The 19,797-nt window shown below is 50.6% G+C and carries 19 protein-coding genes; 7 read left to right on the plus strand and 12 right to left on the minus strand.

All coding sequences use genetic code 11. The features are described 5' to 3' along the window. Positions 1-85 precede the first annotated feature (85 nt). The 3 genes from ACR9FF_RS24775 to ACR9FF_RS24785 form a co-directional block, all read right to left on the minus strand. Complete coding sequence (locus ACR9FF_RS24775) at positions 86-1,291, minus strand: MFS transporter (protein ID WP_435165855.1); 1,206 nt, start codon at positions 1,289-1,291, stop codon at positions 86-88. A 72-nt stretch (positions 1,292-1,363) separates the two neighbouring features. Continuing rightward, complete coding sequence (locus tag ACR9FF_RS24780) at positions 1,364-1,963, minus strand: TetR/AcrR family transcriptional regulator (protein ID WP_127491779.1); 600 nt, start codon at positions 1,961-1,963, stop codon at positions 1,364-1,366. Between the two features lie 133 nt (positions 1,964-2,096). After that, a complete protein-coding gene (locus tag ACR9FF_RS24785; protein ID WP_435165859.1) occupies positions 2,097-3,041 on the minus strand; it encodes a glycoside hydrolase family 43 protein in 945 nt (314 codons plus the stop codon). A gap of 318 nt (positions 3,042-3,359) precedes the next feature. Between ACR9FF_RS24785 and ACR9FF_RS24790 the strand changes: the two genes are divergently transcribed. Continuing rightward, positions 3,360-4,895, plus strand: a complete 1,536-nt coding sequence (locus ACR9FF_RS24790) for an acetamidase/formamidase family protein (protein ID WP_435165862.1) — start codon at positions 3,360-3,362, stop codon at positions 4,893-4,895. Between the two features lie 73 nt (positions 4,896-4,968). Here the strand turns inward: ACR9FF_RS24790 and ACR9FF_RS24795 are convergent, their stop codons facing one another. The 3 genes from ACR9FF_RS24795 to ACR9FF_RS24805 form a co-directional block, all read right to left on the minus strand. Further along, on the minus strand, positions 4,969-5,415 hold the full coding sequence (locus ACR9FF_RS24795; RefSeq protein WP_127491785.1) for an Lrp/AsnC family transcriptional regulator: 447 nt from the start codon (positions 5,413-5,415) through the stop codon (positions 4,969-4,971). A gap of 100 nt (positions 5,416-5,515) precedes the next feature. Beyond that, positions 5,516-6,505 (minus strand): cation diffusion facilitator family transporter, encoded by a 990-nt coding sequence (locus ACR9FF_RS24800; protein ID WP_201008859.1) that lies wholly within the window; start codon positions 6,503-6,505, stop codon positions 5,516-5,518. 147 nt (positions 6,506-6,652) lie between these two features. Continuing rightward, positions 6,653-7,696: an oxidoreductase gene (locus ACR9FF_RS24805; RefSeq protein WP_435165865.1), complete on the minus strand. Its 1,044-nt coding sequence runs from the start codon at positions 7,694-7,696 to the stop codon at positions 6,653-6,655. 224 nt (positions 7,697-7,920) lie between these two features. Here ACR9FF_RS24805 and ACR9FF_RS24810 point away from each other — a divergent pair, with 224 nt between their 5' ends. Continuing rightward, positions 7,921-8,688: a DeoR/GlpR family DNA-binding transcription regulator gene (locus ACR9FF_RS24810; protein WP_435165868.1), complete on the plus strand. Its 768-nt coding sequence runs from the start codon at positions 7,921-7,923 to the stop codon at positions 8,686-8,688. Positions 8,689-8,774: 86 nt separating this feature from the next. Here ACR9FF_RS24810 and ACR9FF_RS24815 read toward each other — a convergent pair whose 3' ends face one another. The 5 genes from ACR9FF_RS24815 to ACR9FF_RS24835 all read right to left on the minus strand — a co-directional run bounded on the left by ACR9FF_RS24815 (position 8,775) and on the right by ACR9FF_RS24835 (position 12,686). Then, a complete protein-coding gene (locus ACR9FF_RS24815) occupies positions 8,775-9,515 on the minus strand; it encodes a sugar phosphate isomerase/epimerase family protein (RefSeq protein WP_435165871.1) in 741 nt (246 codons plus the stop codon). A 23-nt stretch (positions 9,516-9,538) separates the two neighbouring features. Next, positions 9,539-10,543: a zinc-dependent alcohol dehydrogenase gene (locus ACR9FF_RS24820; protein ID WP_435165874.1), complete on the minus strand. Its 1,005-nt coding sequence runs from the start codon at positions 10,541-10,543 to the stop codon at positions 9,539-9,541. Further along, entirely contained in the window at positions 10,536-11,453 is a 918-nt protein-coding gene (locus tag ACR9FF_RS24825) for a helix-turn-helix domain-containing protein (RefSeq protein WP_435165877.1), read from the minus strand. Before ACR9FF_RS24825 ends, ACR9FF_RS24820 begins: the two co-directional genes overlap by 8 nt. A gap of 194 nt (positions 11,454-11,647) precedes the next feature. Beyond that, complete coding sequence (locus ACR9FF_RS24830; protein ID WP_435165880.1) at positions 11,648-12,205, minus strand: AAA family ATPase; 558 nt, start codon at positions 12,203-12,205, stop codon at positions 11,648-11,650. Next, the gene (locus ACR9FF_RS24835) at positions 12,198-12,686 is read right to left on the minus strand and encodes a DinB family protein (RefSeq protein WP_435165883.1); all 489 of its coding nucleotides are present in this window, start codon (positions 12,684-12,686) and stop codon (positions 12,198-12,200) included. Before ACR9FF_RS24835 ends, ACR9FF_RS24830 begins: the two co-directional genes overlap by 8 nt. A gap of 223 nt (positions 12,687-12,909) precedes the next feature. On the opposite strand from ACR9FF_RS24835, the gene ACR9FF_RS24840 reads away from it, so the two are divergent. The 5 genes from ACR9FF_RS24840 (at position 12,910) to ACR9FF_RS24860 (ending at position 19,150) form a co-directional block, all read left to right on the plus strand. Continuing rightward, positions 12,910-14,673 (plus strand): glycoside hydrolase family 2 protein, encoded by a 1,764-nt coding sequence (locus ACR9FF_RS24840; RefSeq protein ID WP_317980031.1) that lies wholly within the window; start codon positions 12,910-12,912, stop codon positions 14,671-14,673. A gap of 47 nt (positions 14,674-14,720) precedes the next feature. After that, a complete protein-coding gene (locus tag ACR9FF_RS24845) occupies positions 14,721-15,803 on the plus strand; it encodes a Gfo/Idh/MocA family protein (RefSeq protein WP_435165887.1) in 1,083 nt (360 codons plus the stop codon). Between the two features lie 113 nt (positions 15,804-15,916). Beyond that, positions 15,917-16,837 (plus strand): helix-turn-helix transcriptional regulator, encoded by a 921-nt coding sequence (locus ACR9FF_RS24850; protein WP_435165889.1) that lies wholly within the window; start codon positions 15,917-15,919, stop codon positions 16,835-16,837. Between the two features lie 409 nt (positions 16,838-17,246). After that, positions 17,247-18,140, plus strand: coding sequence for an EamA family transporter (locus ACR9FF_RS24855; protein ID WP_435165892.1), 894 nt, complete (start codon positions 17,247-17,249; stop codon positions 18,138-18,140). Positions 18,141-18,412: 272 nt separating this feature from the next. Further along, positions 18,413-19,150 (plus strand): alpha/beta hydrolase family protein, encoded by a 738-nt coding sequence (locus tag ACR9FF_RS24860; RefSeq protein WP_435165895.1) that lies wholly within the window; start codon positions 18,413-18,415, stop codon positions 19,148-19,150. A gap of 13 nt (positions 19,151-19,163) precedes the next feature. Here ACR9FF_RS24860 and ACR9FF_RS24865 read toward each other — a convergent pair whose 3' ends face one another. After that, positions 19,164-19,796, minus strand: coding sequence for a bifunctional 4-hydroxy-2-oxoglutarate aldolase/2-dehydro-3-deoxy-phosphogluconate aldolase (locus tag ACR9FF_RS24865; RefSeq protein WP_435165898.1), 633 nt, complete (start codon positions 19,794-19,796; stop codon positions 19,164-19,166). Position 19,797 lies beyond the last annotated feature (1 nt).

The following is a 19,797-nucleotide window of genomic DNA, read 5'->3' on the forward strand; positions in this document are numbered from 1 at the left end:
AACGTCATTGTGCCAAGGAGGTCGTTTATTTGCAATGATGGCTTGGTTATATTTGAATGACTTGCCCAAGAGCCGCCCTCCCCGATTACGTCCGGGCTTCCTGCAGGCTGCGTTTTCTTTCACTCAACGTCAAAACGAAGCATAGAAGCAGAACGACGCAAGCAAGCGTATAAGGGTAATTAATATCCGCATCGAACAGGAATCCGGCGATAATTGGTCCGGCAATATTGCCAAGGCTCGTAAAGGCCGAGTTCAAACCCGCCACGTAGCCCTGCTGGTCCTTCGCCACCATCGACATTTGCGTACTGATTGCCGGGCGCAATATATCGATCGCCAAGAAGATAATAAACGTCACGGCAAACACCAGCCAGAACTTATGAACAAAGAGCGTCAATGCGATAAACAAGCCGGCAAACAGAAGACAAATGGATATGACCCTCCGCTCGCCGAACGTCCTCAGAATCCAACTGAAGATCGTAACCTGAACGACCGCGCCGGCAATGGAGCCAAACGTAATAATAAAGGCGATATCCTTCGGCTCATAGCCGAATTTGTGATCGACGAACAATCCGAATACCGTCTCGAAGTTGGCCAGCCCGAACGACATGACAAAAACGATAATCAAGGCCAGGAAATACGGCTCGCGATACGAATAACGGAGCTGCGTGAGAAAGCCGCGTTGTTCCTTCCCTGCTGCTGCCGCGGTCTCAACCGCGTCTTCCTGCGCAGGCTTCGACTCCGGAAGAATAATCAGATTGATCACGGCTGCAAGGACACCCGCTGCGCCGGCAGCGTAAAACGGCGCCCGAATGCCGAACTCGGCAATGTAACCGCCAATGCCGGGACCGATAATAAAGCCGGTCGTAATGGCCGCATTAATAAAGCCCATGCCCGAAGCCCGCTCTTCCTTCGTCGTAATATCGGCCGCGTAAGCCATAACGGCCGGCATAATCATAGCGGCGCTAATCCCGCCAAGCAGCCTGGATACGAATAATAGGACCGAGGATTCCGCGAATCCGAACATCGCCTCGGATACGGCGAACACAAGCATGCCGATAACGATCATCCTCTTCCTGCCGAATTTGTCGGACAACCGCCCGGCAAGAGGCGAGAATAGGAGCTGCGTCAGCGAGAACGCCGCCACGAGCAAGCCGACAATCCCTCCCGTAATGCCAAGCGTCTCCATAAATTTCGGCATAATCGGGATAACAAGCCCGATCCCCGTGAACACTAGCAACAAATTAAACATCAGGATAAGCAGCGCACCCCGATTTTTAAGCAATAAAGTCATTTTATGATTCCCCCGATTTCCTAGCTGTTCGAATACTGAATATTCATTCTAGATTATTGCAGAAAAAAAGGCCTAGCGGGCCGGTGTGGCAATGCCGTGCAAAAACACGTCCATAGCCAGCCGGTAAGCCGCCAGAGCTTCCTCCCGTTCCATTCTTCGCGTGTGCTGATTCAGGCCGTACATCAGACTGTCCAATATAATCGCAAGGCCGGTCACATTCGAGGATTGGAATTCGCCGCTATCGATTCCCCGCTGCAGCAAATCCCGATTAAAGTCAATATAACCTTTAACCATCTCGTTAATGCGCTCCTCGACTTCCGGATTTTTCTCGGCGTTGTTAAAGAACTCGTCAACGGCTTTGGTAAGCGGATGATTCAGCTGGTCATGCGCCAGATGCTCGGCCATGCCGTACAGTTTTTCGATGGTGGTCTTGTACTGCGGCTCCTTCGCCAGCCAAGTTTCCTCCCACTCCGTATTCCAATCGTCAATAAGATGCAGGAACAGCCCTTCCTTGCTCTTGAAATGATAATAGATATTGCCGGCGCTGCAGCCTGTCGCTTTGACGATATCTTCGATGGAGGTTGCTTTATAGCCCTTCTGCACGAACAAATTCCGCGCCGCATCCGCTATCTTTCTCTTTGTATGCTCGGTTTGCTGCTGCTTCTTGTTCACACCCGACTCACCTCGCTTAAACTACCGATTTTCGATACTGAACATTTATTCAGTATTGTAATGGATAAAGAATATAAAGGCAACTCCAACATAAAAAAGCTTGGCACGGACGGCTCCATGCCAAGCTTCCCTCTTATTGTCCGGGCGTGCCCCAGACTGCCGCCAAGGCCTCGTATTCGGCTCCGGTCAGATTCAGGAACGATCCATGCCTCTTCTTCGCAGCCCCCAGGTTATACTCTTCCGCATTCAGAATACGGAACTGTCCGCTGGACAAGTCTTCCGTAACAAGCGGCAGATACCCCTTGCCGGCGGCATACTGATCGACCATCAGGCACCATTCGTTCCGGTCGTTGAACTTGAATACTTCCGGCCCTTCCACTCCGAACAGTCCTTCCAATACAGGCGAATGCAGCTCCCTGAACGAAGAAGCGGATAAGGAATCGCTGCTCTCGACCGTTATGCATTTGGTTGTCTCGTCCTTCGAATAACGGTAATACGCGCTGCCTTCCCGGATAATCGTCGTATCGATTACGTGATTGCCGCGTTCGATATATTTTTCCGGCTTCGTGAAGGAAATAAAGTCTTTCGTCCGGGAGCTGTAAATAATCTGCTTAGGCTCCTGATCTCCTTCCTTGGTCATCGAAGCCCAGAAAATCAGATGCTCTCCCGCTTCCTCGTCAAAGATCGACTCCGGCGCCCAGACGCAGCCCGCATCCGGAAGATCCATCTCCACGCTTCTCTCCTTCGACCAGTTCACCAGATCCGGAGACTCCCAGACAATAATCGAGCGGCTGCCGCGATGCTGCGCCGTATCCCAGCCTTTGTTATTCGCAATGCGGAGATCCGTCGCAATGATATAAAACTTGTTATCCAGCGGAGAGCGGATAATAAACGGGTCCCGCACACCCTTCTCGCCGATGCCGGATTGCAATATCGGCTGGCTGTCATTCAGATCATTCCAATGGAGTCCGTCCCGGCTGACCGAAAAATAAACCTGCTCGCCATTCTCATGCTCGCCGGTAAAATGCACAAACAGATAAGCCTCGTAAGGCTGATTTTTTCCTTGTCCTACTGACATGAGCTAGTCCCCCTCTAAGAATTGCTGCGTATCATGCTCTTGCTTCAATTATCCGGTACTAGAGGCGGCTTGATAAGCCCTTATCATGCTATGAACTGACCTATTGTGCTTTATTTCGGACTGCCATAACGATCAGGAATTATCCCTCTTGCTGACTGCCAATTAACTTTTTAAACGGAAAAATACAATCCACTTAAATTATCAAACTTAGATAAGACAAAAACTTTATATTGTTAATCCCATATTCTTCTGCTATACTCAGTCTCACTAACATGTTAGGAAAACTTACACAAAAGAAAACAAAAGGGAGACATGAGTATGAGAAACCGATTTTCATGGAAGGTTTGCACAGCTTTATCTGCTTTGATGGTGTTTAGCTCGCCTCTTTATGTTGCAAATGCTGACGCGAAGCCCAAGACGCATTACCTTACCGCAAATTCAGAGAATGTACGCTGGGGCAATATCGGGAAAGGGGATCCGGTCCTTACCGTGAATTCGGGGGATATCGTAACGGTCGAGGCTATTACCCATCATTCCGGCGATGATTACGAGAGAATGATTGAAGGCGATGCGGGCGTAGAGGATATTTTCCACTGGGATCATGTCGAGAAGAACGAAGCGCTGCGCGGACCCGGCGTACATATTATGACCGGACCCATCGCGGTTGAAGGAGCGGAACCGGGCGACGTGCTGGAAGTGAAAATACTGGATATGAAGCTCCGGCCGAACGGGAACGAGAAATACGCAGGCAAAACCTTTGGCGTCAACGCTGCCGCCAACTGGGGCTACTTGTACGGAGATATGGCGGAGGAACCAAAGAAACGGGAAGTCGTCACGATCTATGAGATGAGTTCGGACGGCGTTACCGATTACGCTACGGCGCTGTACAGCTTCAAGTGGACGCCGCAGACCGATCCCGACGGTAAGGTGCATCCAACGATCGATTATCCGGGCGTTATTGTCGACCACGATACCGTCGAAGAGAACTTCAACGTACTGGAAGGCGTCAAGGTTCCGGTCAGGCTCCATTTCGGCACGATGGGCGTTGCTCCAAAGGAAGCAGACGTTGTTGACTCCGTCCCTCCGTCCTACTTCGGCGGCAATGTCGACGACTGGCGCGTAACGGAAGGCGCTACGATGTATTACCCGGTATCCGTACCCGGCGCGCTGCTGCAGGTTGGCGATCCGCATGCCGGCCAAGGGGATGCGGAAATTAACGGAACGGCCATCGAGACATCCGTGACCGGCGACATTCAAGTGATTTTGCACAAGAAAGCGGATTTGAACAAGAAGCTGAACAATCTCAGCTACCCGCTCCTTGAGAACGAGAATGAATGGGTCGTACACGGCTTCAGCTACGCAAACTACCTGGCAGAGCTTGGAGCAAATGCCCAGAAGGATATCTACAACAATTCCTCGATCGACAAGGCCATGAAGGACGCCGCGTTTAAAACAAAGGATTTTCTGATGAAAGGAATGGATCTGACGGAGGATGAAGCCTACTCCCTAATGTCAGTCTCCACCGACTTTGGGATTACGCAGGTCGTTGACGGCAACTGGGGCGTTCACGCCGTCATTACGAAAGGCCAGTTCGGCGAAGCGGAGCAGAAGACTGTAGGACTGCGAAGCGCCTTTGAAAGCTTTGGCGCCAAGGTACGCTGGAATACGCCAACGCAAACCGTAACGATCAGCTATAACGGCAACACACTTGCCATGACGATCGGCCAGACAACCGCAACCTATAACGGGGAAAAGATTAAGCTGACCGCTCCCGTGCAGCTGTCAGGCGGAACAGCGGTCATCAGCGATTATTCCGCAAGCTTCTATCAATCCAAGCTGTCCAAAACCAATTAAGCCATCATCCTATTCTACTCAGAAAAAAAGAAACGCCGGGCTGCCACCCGGCGTTTCTTCCTGTCACGGCAGCTTAAATATTAAGGCCGTCCTGATTCTTATGGCGCTTGAGCAGAATCTGATTCTCAACGCGCAGTATCCCTTTTAGCGAATAGATCGACTCGTGCATGAACCGGTCCACTTCGTCCATATCCTCCACCAGATAGTGAACGTGAAGCAGGCAGGGACCGGTCATCTCGTAAAGAACAACCACGCGCTCGTTGGCCTTGAGCGATTCCAGAATCTCGTCCAGATGGACGGGCTCGACCTCAAGCTCCAGATAGGCGGATATCTTTTTGCCCAGTCTTTCCGCGTTGATAACAATCGAGAACTGCTCGATAATGCCCTGATTCACAAGCCTGTCGATCCGCTCCTTCACCGCAACCCCCGACAACCCTACTTCTTTGGCTAGATCGGTATATGAAATCCGGCTGTTCTGCGACAGCCTCTGCAAAATATGATTATCGATGGAATCCAGCATGCCTTCACCTCTTTGAGGTTATTGTAACAGATCGAACTTACCTATCTCCAGAGAGGAGTAAAGAAAAAGACGCTGCCCCCGGGACAGCGCCTTCCATTGTTTATACGCCAGCCTCTTGCGGCTGCCAGTTGCGGACTCCGTTATCTTCGATAATGCCTATCGTAACGTCTGCGATCGCCGGATCAAGCAAAAGCGTGTCTCTCACCTTAAACTTGATATCATCGGCTTCCGCAAGCGTCATCCCCGGCTTCAGCTCGATTAGACCTTCAACGTGGTAATAGCGGCCTTCCTGCAAAATTCGCATCGAATAAATATCGGTTACTTCCCCATGGGAGAAAATCAACTGCGCAACCTTCTCTTCGACTTCGCGCGGCGCAGCCACGCCAATCAGGCCAACCATGTTATCGTAGCCTACGCGGAATGCCACCGCCACCATAAGAAGCCCGATCAATATGGTCGACACGCCATCCAGCAGCGTGAAGCTGGTAAGCGAGGTGACAACGACGGCAATCAGCGCAAGAAACGCACCGGTCGTGGCAACCAGATCTTCATAAAATACGAGGCGCGTCGGAGGTGCAGCCCGTCCGACATTCTTGAACGCCGCCCCAACAATGGCAAGACCTTTCGCCTCCGAACGCGATTCATGAACAATTTCTTTCATTGCTTTATGTAAAACAAAGCCGTCAACGCCGATGGAGATAAGCAGGATAATAAAGTTTATCCAGAAGCCATGCGATTCCGACGGGTGGGCCAGCAAGTGAAAGCCCTCTCTGATCGTTTCGTAAGCCATAACCGTAACGACAATAACCGCAATCATGCAAAACAGGTTAATTACACGGCCGAATCCGGTCGGAAATCTTTGCGTCGGCTTTTTCTCGGCAAGCACGCTGCCCGCGAATACGAAGCCTTGGTTCACCGCATCCGCAATGGAGTGCATGGTGGAGGCAAACATCGCGCCGCTTCCCGTCATCACCGCAGCTACGCCTTTTACGATGGCCACTGCCGTATTCCCGACTGCCGCCGTTGCCGAAGACGTATTCCCTTTTTTCAATAAACTCCAAAAACTGTCCTTATTCCTGTCCGATTCCACTTTACAAAGTTCCCTCCATTATGTGCTTATCTTCCTAGTATAGGTAAAATTACTTTACTACAATACGATCTTGTAAAAAAGTGGTTTCAATGTATTCGCTAAAAAAAATGCTTGGCATGATCAATCTCATGCCAAGCACTTTTAATTCTACCGGAAAGGCAAAGCCTTCTTCTCCTCGCTGCTTTGAATGGCCAGCTCAATAATCTTAATCGTGTTTCTGGCATCTTCCGCCGCAACGGGTACTGGTTTATTCGCCGTAATCGCCTGAACCATTCCCTCGTAAAAGCGTTCATAGCTCCCCTGCAGCGTCTTCACCTTGCCGGTCTCCGTCTTGCCATCAACCGTTACCGTCAGCTCGCCGTACCGCTCTTCCCGATCCATGCCCCACTCCGGCTGACCCGGCAAGCCGCCCTTGCGCAGCATGTCCTCCTGCGAATCCAGGCCGTATTTGATAAAGCTGCCCTTGCTGCCATGCACCTGGAATTTGGGACCATGCTGCAACACAAGCGAACCGCTGTGCAGGATAACTCTTTTCGTGCCGTAGCTCAGAATCAGGTGGAAATAATCCGTCACCTCGGAGCCTGCCCTTTGCGCCATAAGATCGGCATATACGGTATCCGGCTTCCCGAACAGATGCAGGGCCTGGTCGATCAAATGCGAGCCTAAGTCATACAGCATGCCGGAGCCCGGACCCGCCGTTTCTCTCCATCTATTGGATACTTCCGGACGGTAACGGTCATAATGCGCTTCGTAGGATGCGATCTCTCCCAGCTCCCCGGCCTCGATAAGGCCCTTGACGGTAAGAAAGTCGTTATCCCATCTCCGGTTCTGATAGACGCTAAGCAGCTTGTCTTGCTGCCGTGCCGTCTCGATCAAATCATCGGCTTCTTCCGACGAAATAACAAACGGCTTCTCCACAACAACATGCTTGCCCGCAAGCAAGGCTTGCTTCGCAAAGGTATAATGCGTCTGGTTAGGCGATGTAATCACAACCAGATCGATGCTTTCGTCGGCGAGAAGCTCTGCAAGCGAGACGATAACCTCCGTGTCCGGCAAGTATTGTCCTACCTTTTCGGGATTGCTGGACACTACCTTTGCGATTTCCATTCCTTCAATCGATTGTATAAGTGGAGCGTGGAAAACTTGCCCCGATAATCCGAAGCCAACCAATCCAACCTTAACCTTACTCATGCTCTGCACTCCCTCTCCGTTCTCTGTCCTGTCTCAACCAGTATAAAAGATGACATGCGGCAATTCAATGCCAATTTAATTATTTCACTTATAAATATAATTATTAAAATTATATAAACCAATTTTAAGCAAGTGAAACATGCACATTCTCCGTATTTTGCTTGTCATTAAAAAGTACCGTTGCTTATAATGGAAGAAGAATGGACAAATAAGGTGGGCAAAAGATGACGCAAGAGGAACGGATTAACTCAATCGTTGATTATATGAAGCTGAACCGGAAAATTAGCATGGAGGATATCTGCACCTTATACGAAGTATCCTACGATACCGCAAGGCGCGATCTGGTCAAGATGGAAGCCGGTGGCCTGATTGTCCGCGTGAGGGGCGGAGCGATTCTCTCGACCATGACCAAATCGGTGAGCAGCTACAAAGACCGATTAACTGAAGCAGGAAGCAAGCGTACCATCGCGATGACGGCCGCCTCCCTTATCCGGGACGGAGAGCATGTCATGCTGGATACCGGAACCACAACGCAATATGTCGCCGAATTTATGTCCACAACGGAAAATGTGGTTGTCACGAACTCGATCGACGTTGCCGGCGTGCTCTGCGACAAGCCGCAAATCGCCATCCATTTGCTTGGCGGCATGCTTAATGCCTGGCACCGGTACGCCTTTGGGCCGCGTACGGTCGAGATGCTGAACGACATCCGGGTAGACAAGCTTTTTCTCGGCACATGCGGCCTTACGGCCGAAGGGTTGTTCACCCCAACGGAGGAAGAAGCATACCTCAAGCGGGAAATGATTAAACGAGCGAATCAGGTCATCATGCTGGCCGATTCGGCCAAATTCGATAAAAGCCTGTATCACCGCGTATGCTCGTTTGACGCTATCGATCTGCTTATTACGGACGTTAATCCGCCTGCTCCTTTCGATAAGCTTCTGCAAGACCACAATATAGAAGTGATTATCGCTTCCCCATTGCCAAAATGAACGAACAAAGGGATCGTCACTTTATCGTGACGATCCCGTTCGAAATGCCGCAGCATCGGATACTCACCGTTGTTCCCCGCGTCGTACTATTTATACAGGTTGCCGTAACTGATCGCCAGACTTTCAAGCGGATCTCTGCGGCACAAATCCTGCTCAACCACAAGCCACTTTGTCCCGATCTCCTCGGCCGCTCGGAAGATGGCTTCAAAATCCAATACGCCCTCGCCAATCTCCGCAAAAAACGCTTCTTCACCAGCCTCCGCATCCTTGATATGCAGCAACGGACAACGCCCGCGAAGCTTAAGCAGATATTCCGCCGGATTCAAGCCCCCGCGATGAACCCAATACGTATCGAGCTCCATTTTCACATAGGAAGGATCGGTCTCCCGCAGCAAAATATCCAGTATGTATTCGCCGTCGAATTTCCTGAATTCCCAATCATGATTATGGTATAGAAGCTGTACGCCGCTTTGCCCCAATCGTTCGCCTATCTCATTCAGCCTGCCGGCCTTCGCGAGCAAATCTTCCTTAGATTCGAAGCCGAGGGACAACGCTGCATACTTTTCTGCATTTACCTCTTCCAAATATTGAACTACGCTGTCCGGATCCGATTCAAGCTGCTCCAGCGAGGAGTGGAAACCGATCACTTTTAACCCAAGCTGGTCCAGAAGCAATTTTTGCTCGGCAACGGTAATTCCCACTGGAGGCGGCCCAAGCTCAATCGCTTTGTAGCCAATCTCCGCTATTTTTGTTAACGCCCCCCTGTAATCCTTGTCCAGTTGATCACGGACGGTGTAAGGCTGTACGGCGACCGGAAGATTAGGCATCGTTATCAAACCTCCTATCCTTTTTAGGACCAATCGAATAATACCCCGTGATAATGATCTTTGTCGTTTCTAAGCCCTTCATAGGCTTGAACGGCTTGTTCCGGCTTTAGTATATGACTGATTAACGGCTCTATTGCCAGTTTTTTGCGTTTCATAAGCTCAAATACGATTTGGGAATTCCGGGTTAAGGAATGCTTCACAAACGCGTCAGGCTCAACGGGGAATCTCCATTCGTGAGCGCCTTTAAACGTTAAGCAGCCTTGTCCGTCCAAATGAATATAGTTCAGCAGCTCCGTAATATTCCCTTGATATTCGCCCCGTGGACTTCCGAGCAGCACAACCTCTCCGTATTTCGCAACCCATGGCAGCCCTTCCGTTACGACCTTTGGAATTCCTGTGGCATCTATTAGCGTCGATACCCCTTTTCCGCCTGTAATTTCGTTTATATGCTCATGAACCTTGGGGTCTGACGGCAATGCATGCCCGATTCCGGATGCTGTCGCCGCCTCCAGTCGCGGTCCCGATAAATCGATTCCGATCACGGAAGCGCCTTGCAGAGAGGCTAATTGCGCGGCCATATTCCCGACTAGACCTAAACCGGTTACGGCCACATAGTCGCCAAGCTCAATCTCGGATACCCGAATAGACGTTATCGCTACGGAAGCCATTCGGGTGAACGGCACCCAGTGAAGGGGCAGGTCTGACGGCGCTTTCAAAAGTATTCCGCCTGACGGAATGACCGAGTACAAGCTATGGTCTCCATAGTGAAACACATAGTCGCCCGGCTTAAAACCCTGCACCTCTTCGCCAATCCCGATGACTTCGCTTACGGAAGAATAACCGGGAATTCCCGGCATGGCAAACCATCCCTCATTACCCGATAGACAGGCCAGCTCCGTTCCCGGACTGATTAAAGTAAATCTTTTCTTCACCAATAACTCGCGCTCCCCCAGCTTTGCTATATGGAAGGCATCCTCATGAAACTCGACCTGCCATGGGGCGGTAAAGACGACTTTCTTGTTATTCATTATTAATCTCCTCCTTGGACATTGCCCTGCCGCTTGTCGAATATGCCTCAATAAACTGACTGGCTGTCAAACCGGCAATAGCTTTGAATGTTCTGCTGAATGCATGGATGGATGCAAAGCCAGCCGTTTCCGATATTTGAGTAATAGAGAGGTTACCCTCAAGCAGCTTGCTTTTTGCTTCCTCGATCCGAACATAAGTCACGTATTTATGAATAGTAACTCCAAGCTGCTCCTTAAAGAGATACGATAAGTGATTGGTCGATACCCCGGCCTGCAGGCTGATTTGTTCCAGATCTAACCGGGGATTGGCAAACTCCTGTTGAATATAAAGAACGGCTTTTTCGATAGATGCCCAGCCTTTTGTCTTCTTGCCTTTCCCTTCGTAGGACATGTGCTGATTTCTTAAGAAGTAAATGAGCAGCTCCAGCGCCAGCGACTTCATAAACAGCTGATGGTAAGGGCGTTTGCTCAGAAACTCCTGATGAAGGATATGAAATCTTTTGTGCACCTCTAGTCTATGGGCCGGATGAATGAACGAGATAGGATACAGCGACGATAACAGCTCTTCTTCCGGCTTTATCTCGACTTGCTGCCCTTTGGAAACACCGGTCTCCTGCCACTTGCTCTGATCCTCCCAATGGAATAAATCGAAATGAAAGATGTACTGAACCAAAGGCTCGCTGGACGCGGACCGGATAAAATGAAGCTTCATCGGCGGAAAAAGGATAGCTTCCCCTGCCTTTAACCGATACTGGACGCCGTCCAGCAGGATCTCGGCTTCTCCTTGTTCGATATAGGTATACACGTGATCGTAATCTACCCATTCGCCCACAAGGTAGTCCGATCTCGTTATTTTTACAGAGCGGACAAAGGGCGATAGCCGCTCCATTCCGGCGATGATGCGTTCCATAATAGCCTCCGTTTGAAAAGGGGATTTAACTATTTCCGAGTACTCGTTACACCTATCTTATTGAATTTTTAACGCGAAGTCTTTAAATAAGAAAACGTTTTTTTAACCGTAACACCGACTATTGCGGATGTGTCCGTTAAGAACGCAAAAAAAGCCGCGATGCGATGCACGCGGCTTTTTGAACCTCTATTCTCTTATCCGGAGCGGATCTGCTTCAGCAAACTTTCATAATCGAACCCTGCCGCCGTATCAATCTCAACGACCGTCCCGCCAATAGACAATGGCACAAGCGTCTCGTTCAACAGCCGTTCCTTGTTGCCCTGCTGTTCGATCCATTCCTTGTCATTATGGCCCTTGTGCCGATCCGCTGATCCCATACGCGCATAATAGCGCTCCAAGAGTACCCGTCCATCGGCTCTGCACATGATTTGGAAGGGCTCGAAGTCATACTCCCGCTTCAGCTTTAGAAACTCCGCGCTTCTTAGTTCCGGACGGCCAAAAAAGCCTTCGATAATAATCGATTGTCCGGCAGCCAGCACCTTACCCGCGAAGGAATAAAGAAAAGTAAAAGCGGCCGGCGCCAAGAGCGGCGGAGAGCCGTGCGTCTTGCAATCCAAAGCGTCAAACAGAGTCTCGTAGATCCCGTCCCGGGACAGCAAGGGAAGCTTCAAATCCTTGGACAGCCGCTCTGCGAGCGTTGTTTTTCCGGCTCCAGGGAATCCGTTCACTATAATAACCGTTGGTTTATTCATCCGCCGAAGGGCCATAGAGGCCGGGAACCGGAATATCCAGGAGCCGCAAATATACCCCAAGCTGGGCACGGTGATGAATCATGTGGCTTAATCCGAAGGTGCGAAGCGCCATTGCACGCGGCTGCCGCAGAATAATATAATCACCGTTTCGCAGCGTCCATTCTTCGCTAAGCTTGTTCTCGTCGCATTCGGTTATCAACCCGATAACCTTGGCCGCATTGGCATCGTATTCCGACAGCACGTCTTCGCGCTTTTGCAAAGCCTCCCGCCGCCCCGATACAGTGGACATGTCAAGCTCCAGGGAATGTAAAATAGCAGCCTGCCAGTTCAACAGGTTGATCAAATGCGTGGCAAGTCCGCCTAATGTCATTGATTTTTCATGCGGCTTCCACGCCATATGCTCATCAGGCAAGCGCTCCAGAATACGCCGCGTAATCGTCAGTTCATGCTCGGCATCCCCAACAATAAGTTGTTTCATCATCACTCGGGTCTCCTTCCGCTTTAAGATAGTCCTTTTTCATACTAGCATATTTTGTAAAAGTTTATCTATCTACCAACATCGGATTATTAATTAACTATAACATTAATAAATTAACCTTTGTATTGACATAAGAACGAACCTTCCACATAATATGAACTAGAATCATCTTAATTTCATTATTAAATTAACCTAACGGTTAACTAAAAGGAGAGAAAAGAAGATTATGGCTAGTACGCACAAGTATGTGAAGGATTATCCGCGTCCGCAGTGGGTACGCGACGAATGGCAATTGTTAAACGGCGAATGGGGCTTCCGCTTCGATGATTCGTTTGAAGGCGAACGCAGCAAATGGTACAGCAAGCTGGATGCGGACCGTACGATTCAAGTCCCGTTTACATATGAGACCAAAGCCAGCGGTATCGGCGAGGAAACCTTCCATCCATGCGTATGGTATGAGCGGAATGTTGCAATCCCGGCCGAAACGGGAGACAAACGCGTTATCCTCCATTTCCAGGCCGTTGATTATTTGGCTAAGCTGTGGGTAAACGGCGTGTATATCGGCTCGCATGAAGGCGGTTATGCGGCATTCTCCTTTGATATTACTGATGCCGTGCAGATTGGCGGGGAAAACCGCATCACGCTCCGCGTGGAAGACAGCAACAGCACGATGCAGCCGCGCGGCAAGCAGCGCTGGATCGAGAAGAACTACGGCTGCTGGTACGTGCAGACAACCGGCATCTGGCAGTCCGTCTGGCTGGAATATGTCGACGGCAACCATGTGAACAGAGCTAAAATTACGCCAAAGCTGGAAGAAGCAGCGGTTACGTTCGAATACGAGCTTGGCAGCACGGTACGTTCCTTCGACGGCTTGACGCTCCAGACCGTTATTCGTTACGACGGGAAACTGATCCGCTCCTCGGAAACCAATGTTGACCGCAAGTTCTTGAAAGTGGAGCTAAGCGTCATGAACGACGTCAACGAATGGAAAATTCATTCCTGGCATCCGAATCATCCGAACCTGTACGATGTGGAAGTTGTTCTGAAGAAAGACGGCCAGCCGGTAGACACCGTATACTCCTACTTCGGCATGCGCCGCATTCAGATTAAAGGCGACCGCATCCTGCTCAACAAGCAGCCGCTCTACCAACGCCTTCTGCTCGATCAAGGCTATTGGGAAGATACGCATCTGACTCCGCCTTCCGAAGAAGCCATTATCGAGGATATCGATAAAACCTTGGCGCTTGGCTTCAACGGCGTGCGCAAGCACCAGAAGCTCGAGGATCCGAGATACCTGTACTGGGCGGACCGCAAGGGCCTTCTCGTCTGGTCGGAGATTGCCGCCACTTACGAATTCGGAGACGACGCCGTAGACCGGTTCACGAAGGAATGGATGGAGGTTGTCCGCCAGCATTACAACCACCCTTCCATTGTGACGTGGGTTCCGTTTAACGAATCATGGGGAATCGGACAAATCTTCACCGACCGGAAGCAGCAGCAATTCACCGAATCGATCTATCATTTAACCAAGTCCTACGATCAGATGAGGCCTGTAGTCGTGAACGACGGCTGGGAGCATACGATTTCGGATATTATTACGCTTCATGACTACGAGGAGCTGGGCTCCGTGCTCGAAGCCAGATACAAGGACAAGGACGCCTTGCTCAGCAATGATTTCGCGCATGACAAACACCGCTATCCGTTCGCTAACGGATACAGCTACAAAGGCCAGCCGGTGATCATCAGTGAGTACGGCGGCATCGCATTTACGAGCGAATCCGGCTGGGGTTACGGCAACCAAGTAAAAAATGAAGAAGAATTTTTGGCCCGTTATGAAGGAATTACCCAAGCAATCAAGAATCTCGATTATGTAAGCGGATTCTGCTATACGCAAATTACGGACGTGCAGCAGGAGGTTAACGGCTTGCTTACGATTAACCGGGAGCCTAAGATTGCTATGGAGAAGATCAGAAAAATCAATCTGCAGTAATATCAGGCTTCCGATACACAGTTCATGAGAAGGCAGGGATTGGATTCATGTCAAAAATGCAACGTATTGGAATTATCGGCAGCGGCGGTATCGCTTCTGCTCACGTAAGAGCCTACAAACAGCTTCACGACGTTGAGATTGTCGCCGTTGCCGATGTCATTCCGGGCAAAGCAGATCAATTCGTTACGCGCGAGCAATTGCCGGGAGCCATCGGCTTCGACGATCACCGCAGGCTCCTTGAGCTTGATCTGGACGGGGTCAGCATCTGCACGCCAAATGCCTCCCATCACGTAACCACCGTTGACGCGCTGCGCGCAGGCAAAAATGTTCTGCTCGAAAAGCCGATGTCCGTTACCTTGGAAGAAGCGATCGATATGGTTCAAGTCGCGAACGAAACGGGTAATATGCTGACAATCGGTTTTCAGCCCCGTTACGACCCTAACATGAAGGTCGTTAACGAAATCGTCCAATCCGGCAAGCTCGGCAAGGTCTATTACGTGGAGACCGGCGGCGGCCGCAGACGCGGCATGCCGGGAGGCACGTTTATCAGCAAGCAGCTCGCCGGAGCCGGCGCTATGGCGGATATCGGCTGCTACTCGCTCGATATGGCGCTTAATGCGCTTGGTTATCCGAAGCCGCTTACGGTATCGGCTTATACGTCCAATTATTTCGGCACGAATCCCGTTCATCATCCGGAAGCGAGCAAATTCGAGGTTGAGGATTTTGGAGTAGCGCTTGTACGCTTCGAGAATGATCTGGTGCTTCAATTCAAGATCTCTTGGGCTATGCATATGGATACGCTTGGCTCCACCATGTTCCTCGGAACGGAAGGCGGACTGAAAGTGAATCCTTACGGAACGGGCAATTGGTCCGGCGTATGGGATGGCCGCGTCGGCGAGATGAAGCTGTTCCATGACTTTATGGGCAAACAGACTGAAACGCCGATTCCGGTTACGAATACCGACCTTAACCTCTTCAACGAGAAGGTGAGGGATTTCTCCGAAGCCGTGCGCGAAGGACGTCCCGCCCCTATTCCGGGCTCGCAGATCGTCATTCAGCAAGCCATTATTGACGGAGTACTCCGCTCCTCCGCCGCCAAACGCGAGGTTGCCATCGAGCTTCCTTTCTAACGTTAAATCGAATAGCCTTGGCCTTTATCCGGCCGAGGCTATTTTTTATAGACAAACGAATCCCCGTGCACTACGATCTTAACAGCGCAATACTATAGGGCGGTGAGTATGTTTTGAAGCTGGAAAGATTGATATCGATCATCTATATGCTGCTTAATAATGAAGTCGTGTCCGCTTCGGAATTGTCGTGCAAATACGGCGTTTCGCAAAGAACCATCTACAGGGACATCGAAGCGATCTGCGCGGCGGGCATTCCCGTTGTCTCCTATCAAGGCGTTAACGGCGGATACGGCATTATGAAGGAATACAAGATGGACAAAAGCCTGCTCAGCTCCGATGATATCGCCTCGCTAATTACTCTTCTCAAGAGCACGACTACCATATTCGAGGATGAGCGGGCCCATGAGACGATTCATCGGCTGAAGACTGTTCAGACCGATAACGGCAGAGCTCCAAGCCTGACGATGGATCTTGGCAGCTGGCGATCGTACACGGCCCATCTTCGCGCGCTCCACTCCGCCATAAACGGCCGACAGCTCGTCCAATTCCATTATACGAATGCGAAGGATGAACGTCAGGACCGCGTCGTCGAGCCTGTTAGTCTCCTGTTTAAATATGGCGCCTGGTATTTGTACGGCTACTGCCGCTCCAGGGATGACTATCGGGTGTTTAAGCTAACTAGAATGTCGGAGCTGCTGACCTTGCCGGAAGGCTTCCAGCGTGAGCATAACATCCACACCGAAGATGTTCTCACCGGCGGCGGCGGCCAGGAGCAGGAGCAGATAAGCCATGCCATCATTCATTTCACGGGCGGTTCGCTTGCAAGGGTGCTGGATGAGTTTTATTTGGACGAGAAGCAGTTTAACGATGACGGCACGCTTACGCTGACGATTACTCAGGCAATCGACACGGACTGGCTGATCGAGAAGCTGCTTGGTTTTGGCGAGGACGCCCTTGTACTGGAACCGCCTGCGCTTAGGCAACGGATCAAAGAAAAAATTGGAAAAATGTTAAACCGTTATAAAGAAGTGTGACAGGATGCTGTCATACTTCTTTTTTTATAATGGAAACATTCGTTCGATCAACTTAATCGTAAAGGGAAGTGACTGAGTTGTTAGACCATCCTTTTTTCTTTGAAGAGCAGATGAAGCATAAAAGCTGGGAGCTCAAACAAATCGATAAGCATGCTTGGAAGTACGCGCACATGAAACGGAAAAATCCGCGGCTGCCTCTATTCCTGCTGCTTCGCGTCCTCGGAAGAATTAAACATTGACAACGCTTGGGATCTGTTTTTATACTGGTAACCGAAACGTCAATACTAAAACTCATTAGGGAAGCTGTGGACTTTTCTGGAGAGCAATCTCTATTTTCGCCACACAAAGGCCCGTACTGCCGGTACGCGTCATTTGTGTGGTTTTTTGCGTTCAAAAAAGGAGGATCATCATGAAATTATGGCATTACGCGTTAATCGTATGTTTGGGAGGCTGCTGTTACGGGGTCTTGTCCACTTTTGTAAAACTGGCGTATGCGGCAGGCTTTTCCGTCTCCGCGGTAACCGGCGGCCAGTATCTTTTCGGGGCGGTCCTGAGCTGGCTGATCGTACTGCTCGTTAACAGGAAAGCGCCAACCCGCAAACAAACCTTTAAACTAATGTTATCCGGAATACCTTTTGGATTAACGGGCATTTTTTATTATCAAGCCTTGCAGACGCTTAATGCTTCGCTTGCTATCGTCATTTTATTTCAATTCGTCTGGATCGGAACGTTGCTGGAGTGGCTGCTGCTTAAGAAAAAACCGACGAAAAACAAGCTGATGTCCATAACGCTCACGCTGCTCGGTTCCATTCTAGCCGCCAATATTCTGTTTCAGGAGAACATGTCGCTGTCATGGACGGGATGCCTGTGGGGATTGCTTGCCGCGTTGACCTTTTCAGCTTTTGTGTTTCTCAGCAGCACGGTCGAAAGATCAACGCCTCCCCTCTTAAAAAGCGCGCTTCTTTCCACGGGCGGCGTTATCACGATATTTATCGTATTGCCGCCGACCTTTTTATTGGATTGGCATATCGTCACGGGGCTATTCCCTTACGGATTAGCGCTAGGCGTATTCGGGGTCGTGCTTCCTCCCCTTTTGTTCTCGATTGGCATGCCGCATGTCGGTTCGGGGTTAGGAACGATTCTGACCGCATCCGAACTGCCGGTTGTCGTTATTCTTTCCGCTTTCGTGCTCGCGGAACCGATTAGCTTGCCGCAGTGGATTGGCGTTCTCATTATTTTGAGCGGGATTGTCGGCAGCAACCTCCGGTTAAGGAAAACGGATCGTCCATCCTTAGCCGTTTAGAAAATGAAAGAACTATATTTCCAAATGAAAGAAATCTATTTTTTCTTGGCCCTGTCTGAGTAAATGCTCATAGAGTCACGGCATTGTAATGTTCTTGTAACACTGCACTCAGACTCCTTTCATTTACGCAATCTATACTAATAGACATGACCCCCCTTTATTATATTTCTCTCTTGCAGCCTGCGGCCCCGTGCCGCAGGCACTTTGTTTTTATAGGGAGAGCATGGTAGTCTAATGAGGTGAGCTTACATAAGAACGGGGGCAGTAAAAGAATGAGCGGCACTAATCATAAGCTAGTCCGTCTTGCCGGCGTCGACTGTCTGCAGGTCGATACCATCGGGCAATCGGGCGGAACCGTCCTTTTATATCATGGATGGGGCTCCACGCAGGAGAGCTATTTATTTTTCGCATCCATCGTTTCGGGCTGGGGTTATACGGTCATCGTTCCGGAGCTCCTCCATCACGGCTATCGGGGCACTCTGAATTACGCGGATCCCGCCGTACTCGAACAGACCTTCCTGGAGATTGTTCTGCAAGGCTCCAAGGAAGCCGTGGAAATGACTGAACAGCTTGGCGGGCCAAGCGGCGGCAAAATCGGCATTATCGGCCATTCGGCTGGAGGTTTCGTGGCAGCGGGAGCATTCGCGAAAAATACGGATATTGCGGCAGCCGTCGTCATTAACGGCTCCTGCGCGTGGACGGAATTTTACGAATCGTATCTGAAATACGCCGGAAAGCCGGCCTTAAGCGAAGAAGAACGTGCCGCTCTCGCGAAGCATGATCCGATCTCTTTATTAACCTTTGAGGATGAGAGAGGATTGTTGCTGCTGCACGGAAAAGAGGATACAACGGTACCGATTCACAGCCAGCGTTATTTTATGGATAAAAAGGCCTGCGCCGCTCCCGAGCGTCTCCGTATGGTCGAGTACGGTGGAGTCAACCATCAGATCACGCTCAAGATGCTGGAGCAGGCCAAGCTATGGCTGGACAGCCATCTTCGGGCAAACTAATATTCGGCAACGGCTACAGCTTCCTTACGGCCTCAACAAACTGGCGCGCGCGACCCGTTATCAGATCGAATCTGCCCTCGCGCACCCAGTCGAGATTAAGCAGCTTGCCGCCCATTCCGACGGCATTGGCACCCGCGGCGAAATAATCGGCGATATTATGCAGATCTACGCCGCCGGTGGCCATAATCGGTATGGAATCAAGCGGTCCGCGGATTTCCGATAAGTATTTGGTACCAAGCGTTCCCATCGGGAACAGCTTTACCGCTTCGGCGCCGGCCTTCCAAGCTTTTACGATTTCCGTAGGGGTCATAACGCCCGGCCAGACCGAAACTCCTCTTTCTTGTCCGTAGGCGATGACTTCTTCATCGAGATTCGGCGAGATCAGGAATTGCGCGCCGGCGGCAACGGCCGTCTTCGCCATCTCCGCATCCAGCACGGTACCCGCCCCTACAGCAGCCTGTCCGTCAAAGCGGCTGCGCCAGCGCTCGATCATCACGGCCGCGCCGGGCGTGTTCATCGTAATTTCCATCAGACGAATGCCGCCGTCAATCATGGCTTGTCCGGCAGCGTCAGCTTGATGGTCTTCAATGCCTCTCAAAATCGCCACAATCTTGTGCTCAAGCAGCAAATCCAGCATCTTACTCATC

Origin of the sequence: Paenibacillus glycanilyticus (assembly GCF_051200795.1) — a bacterium.
GTDB lineage: Bacteria > Bacillota > Bacilli > Paenibacillales > Paenibacillaceae > Pristimantibacillus > Pristimantibacillus glycanilyticus.

Coding starts and splice junctions, on each gene's coding strand:
- ACR9FF_RS24775 (WP_435165855.1), bottom strand. CDS start 1,291: ATGACTTTATTGCTTAAAAATCGGGGTGCGCTGCTTATCCTGATGTTT.
- ACR9FF_RS24785 (WP_435165859.1), bottom strand. CDS start 3,041: ATGTCAGTAGGACAAGGAAAAAATCAGCCTTACGAGGCTTATCTGTTT.
- ACR9FF_RS24790 (WP_435165862.1), top strand. CDS start 3,360: ATGAGAAACCGATTTTCATGGAAGGTTTGCACAGCTTTATCTGCTTTG.
- ACR9FF_RS24795 (WP_127491785.1), bottom strand. CDS start 5,415: ATGCTGGATTCCATCGATAATCATATTTTGCAGAGGCTGTCGCAGAAC.
- ACR9FF_RS24805 (WP_435165865.1), bottom strand. CDS start 7,696: ATGAGTAAGGTTAAGGTTGGATTGGTTGGCTTCGGATTATCGGGGCAA.
- ACR9FF_RS24810 (WP_435165868.1), top strand. CDS start 7,921: ATGACGCAAGAGGAACGGATTAACTCAATCGTTGATTATATGAAGCTG.
- ACR9FF_RS24815 (WP_435165871.1), bottom strand. CDS start 9,515: ATGCCTAATCTTCCGGTCGCCGTACAGCCTTACACCGTCCGTGATCAA.
- ACR9FF_RS24820 (WP_435165874.1), bottom strand. CDS start 10,543: ATGAATAACAAGAAAGTCGTCTTTACCGCCCCATGGCAGGTCGAGTTT.
- ACR9FF_RS24825 (WP_435165877.1), bottom strand. CDS start 11,453: ATGGAACGCATCATCGCCGGAATGGAGCGGCTATCGCCCTTTGTCCGC.
- ACR9FF_RS24830 (WP_435165880.1), bottom strand. CDS start 12,205: ATGAATAAACCAACGGTTATTATAGTGAACGGATTCCCTGGAGCCGGA.
- ACR9FF_RS24835 (WP_435165883.1), bottom strand. CDS start 12,686: ATGATGAAACAACTTATTGTTGGGGATGCCGAGCATGAACTGACGATT.
- ACR9FF_RS24840 (WP_317980031.1), top strand. CDS start 12,910: ATGGCTAGTACGCACAAGTATGTGAAGGATTATCCGCGTCCGCAGTGG.
- ACR9FF_RS24845 (WP_435165887.1), top strand. CDS start 14,721: ATGTCAAAAATGCAACGTATTGGAATTATCGGCAGCGGCGGTATCGCT.
- ACR9FF_RS24855 (WP_435165892.1), top strand. CDS start 17,247: ATGAAATTATGGCATTACGCGTTAATCGTATGTTTGGGAGGCTGCTGT.
- ACR9FF_RS24860 (WP_435165895.1), top strand. CDS start 18,413: ATGAGCGGCACTAATCATAAGCTAGTCCGTCTTGCCGGCGTCGACTGT.
- ACR9FF_RS24865 (WP_435165898.1), bottom strand. CDS start 19,796: ATGAGTAAGATGCTGGATTTGCTGCTTGAGCACAAGATTGTGGCGATT.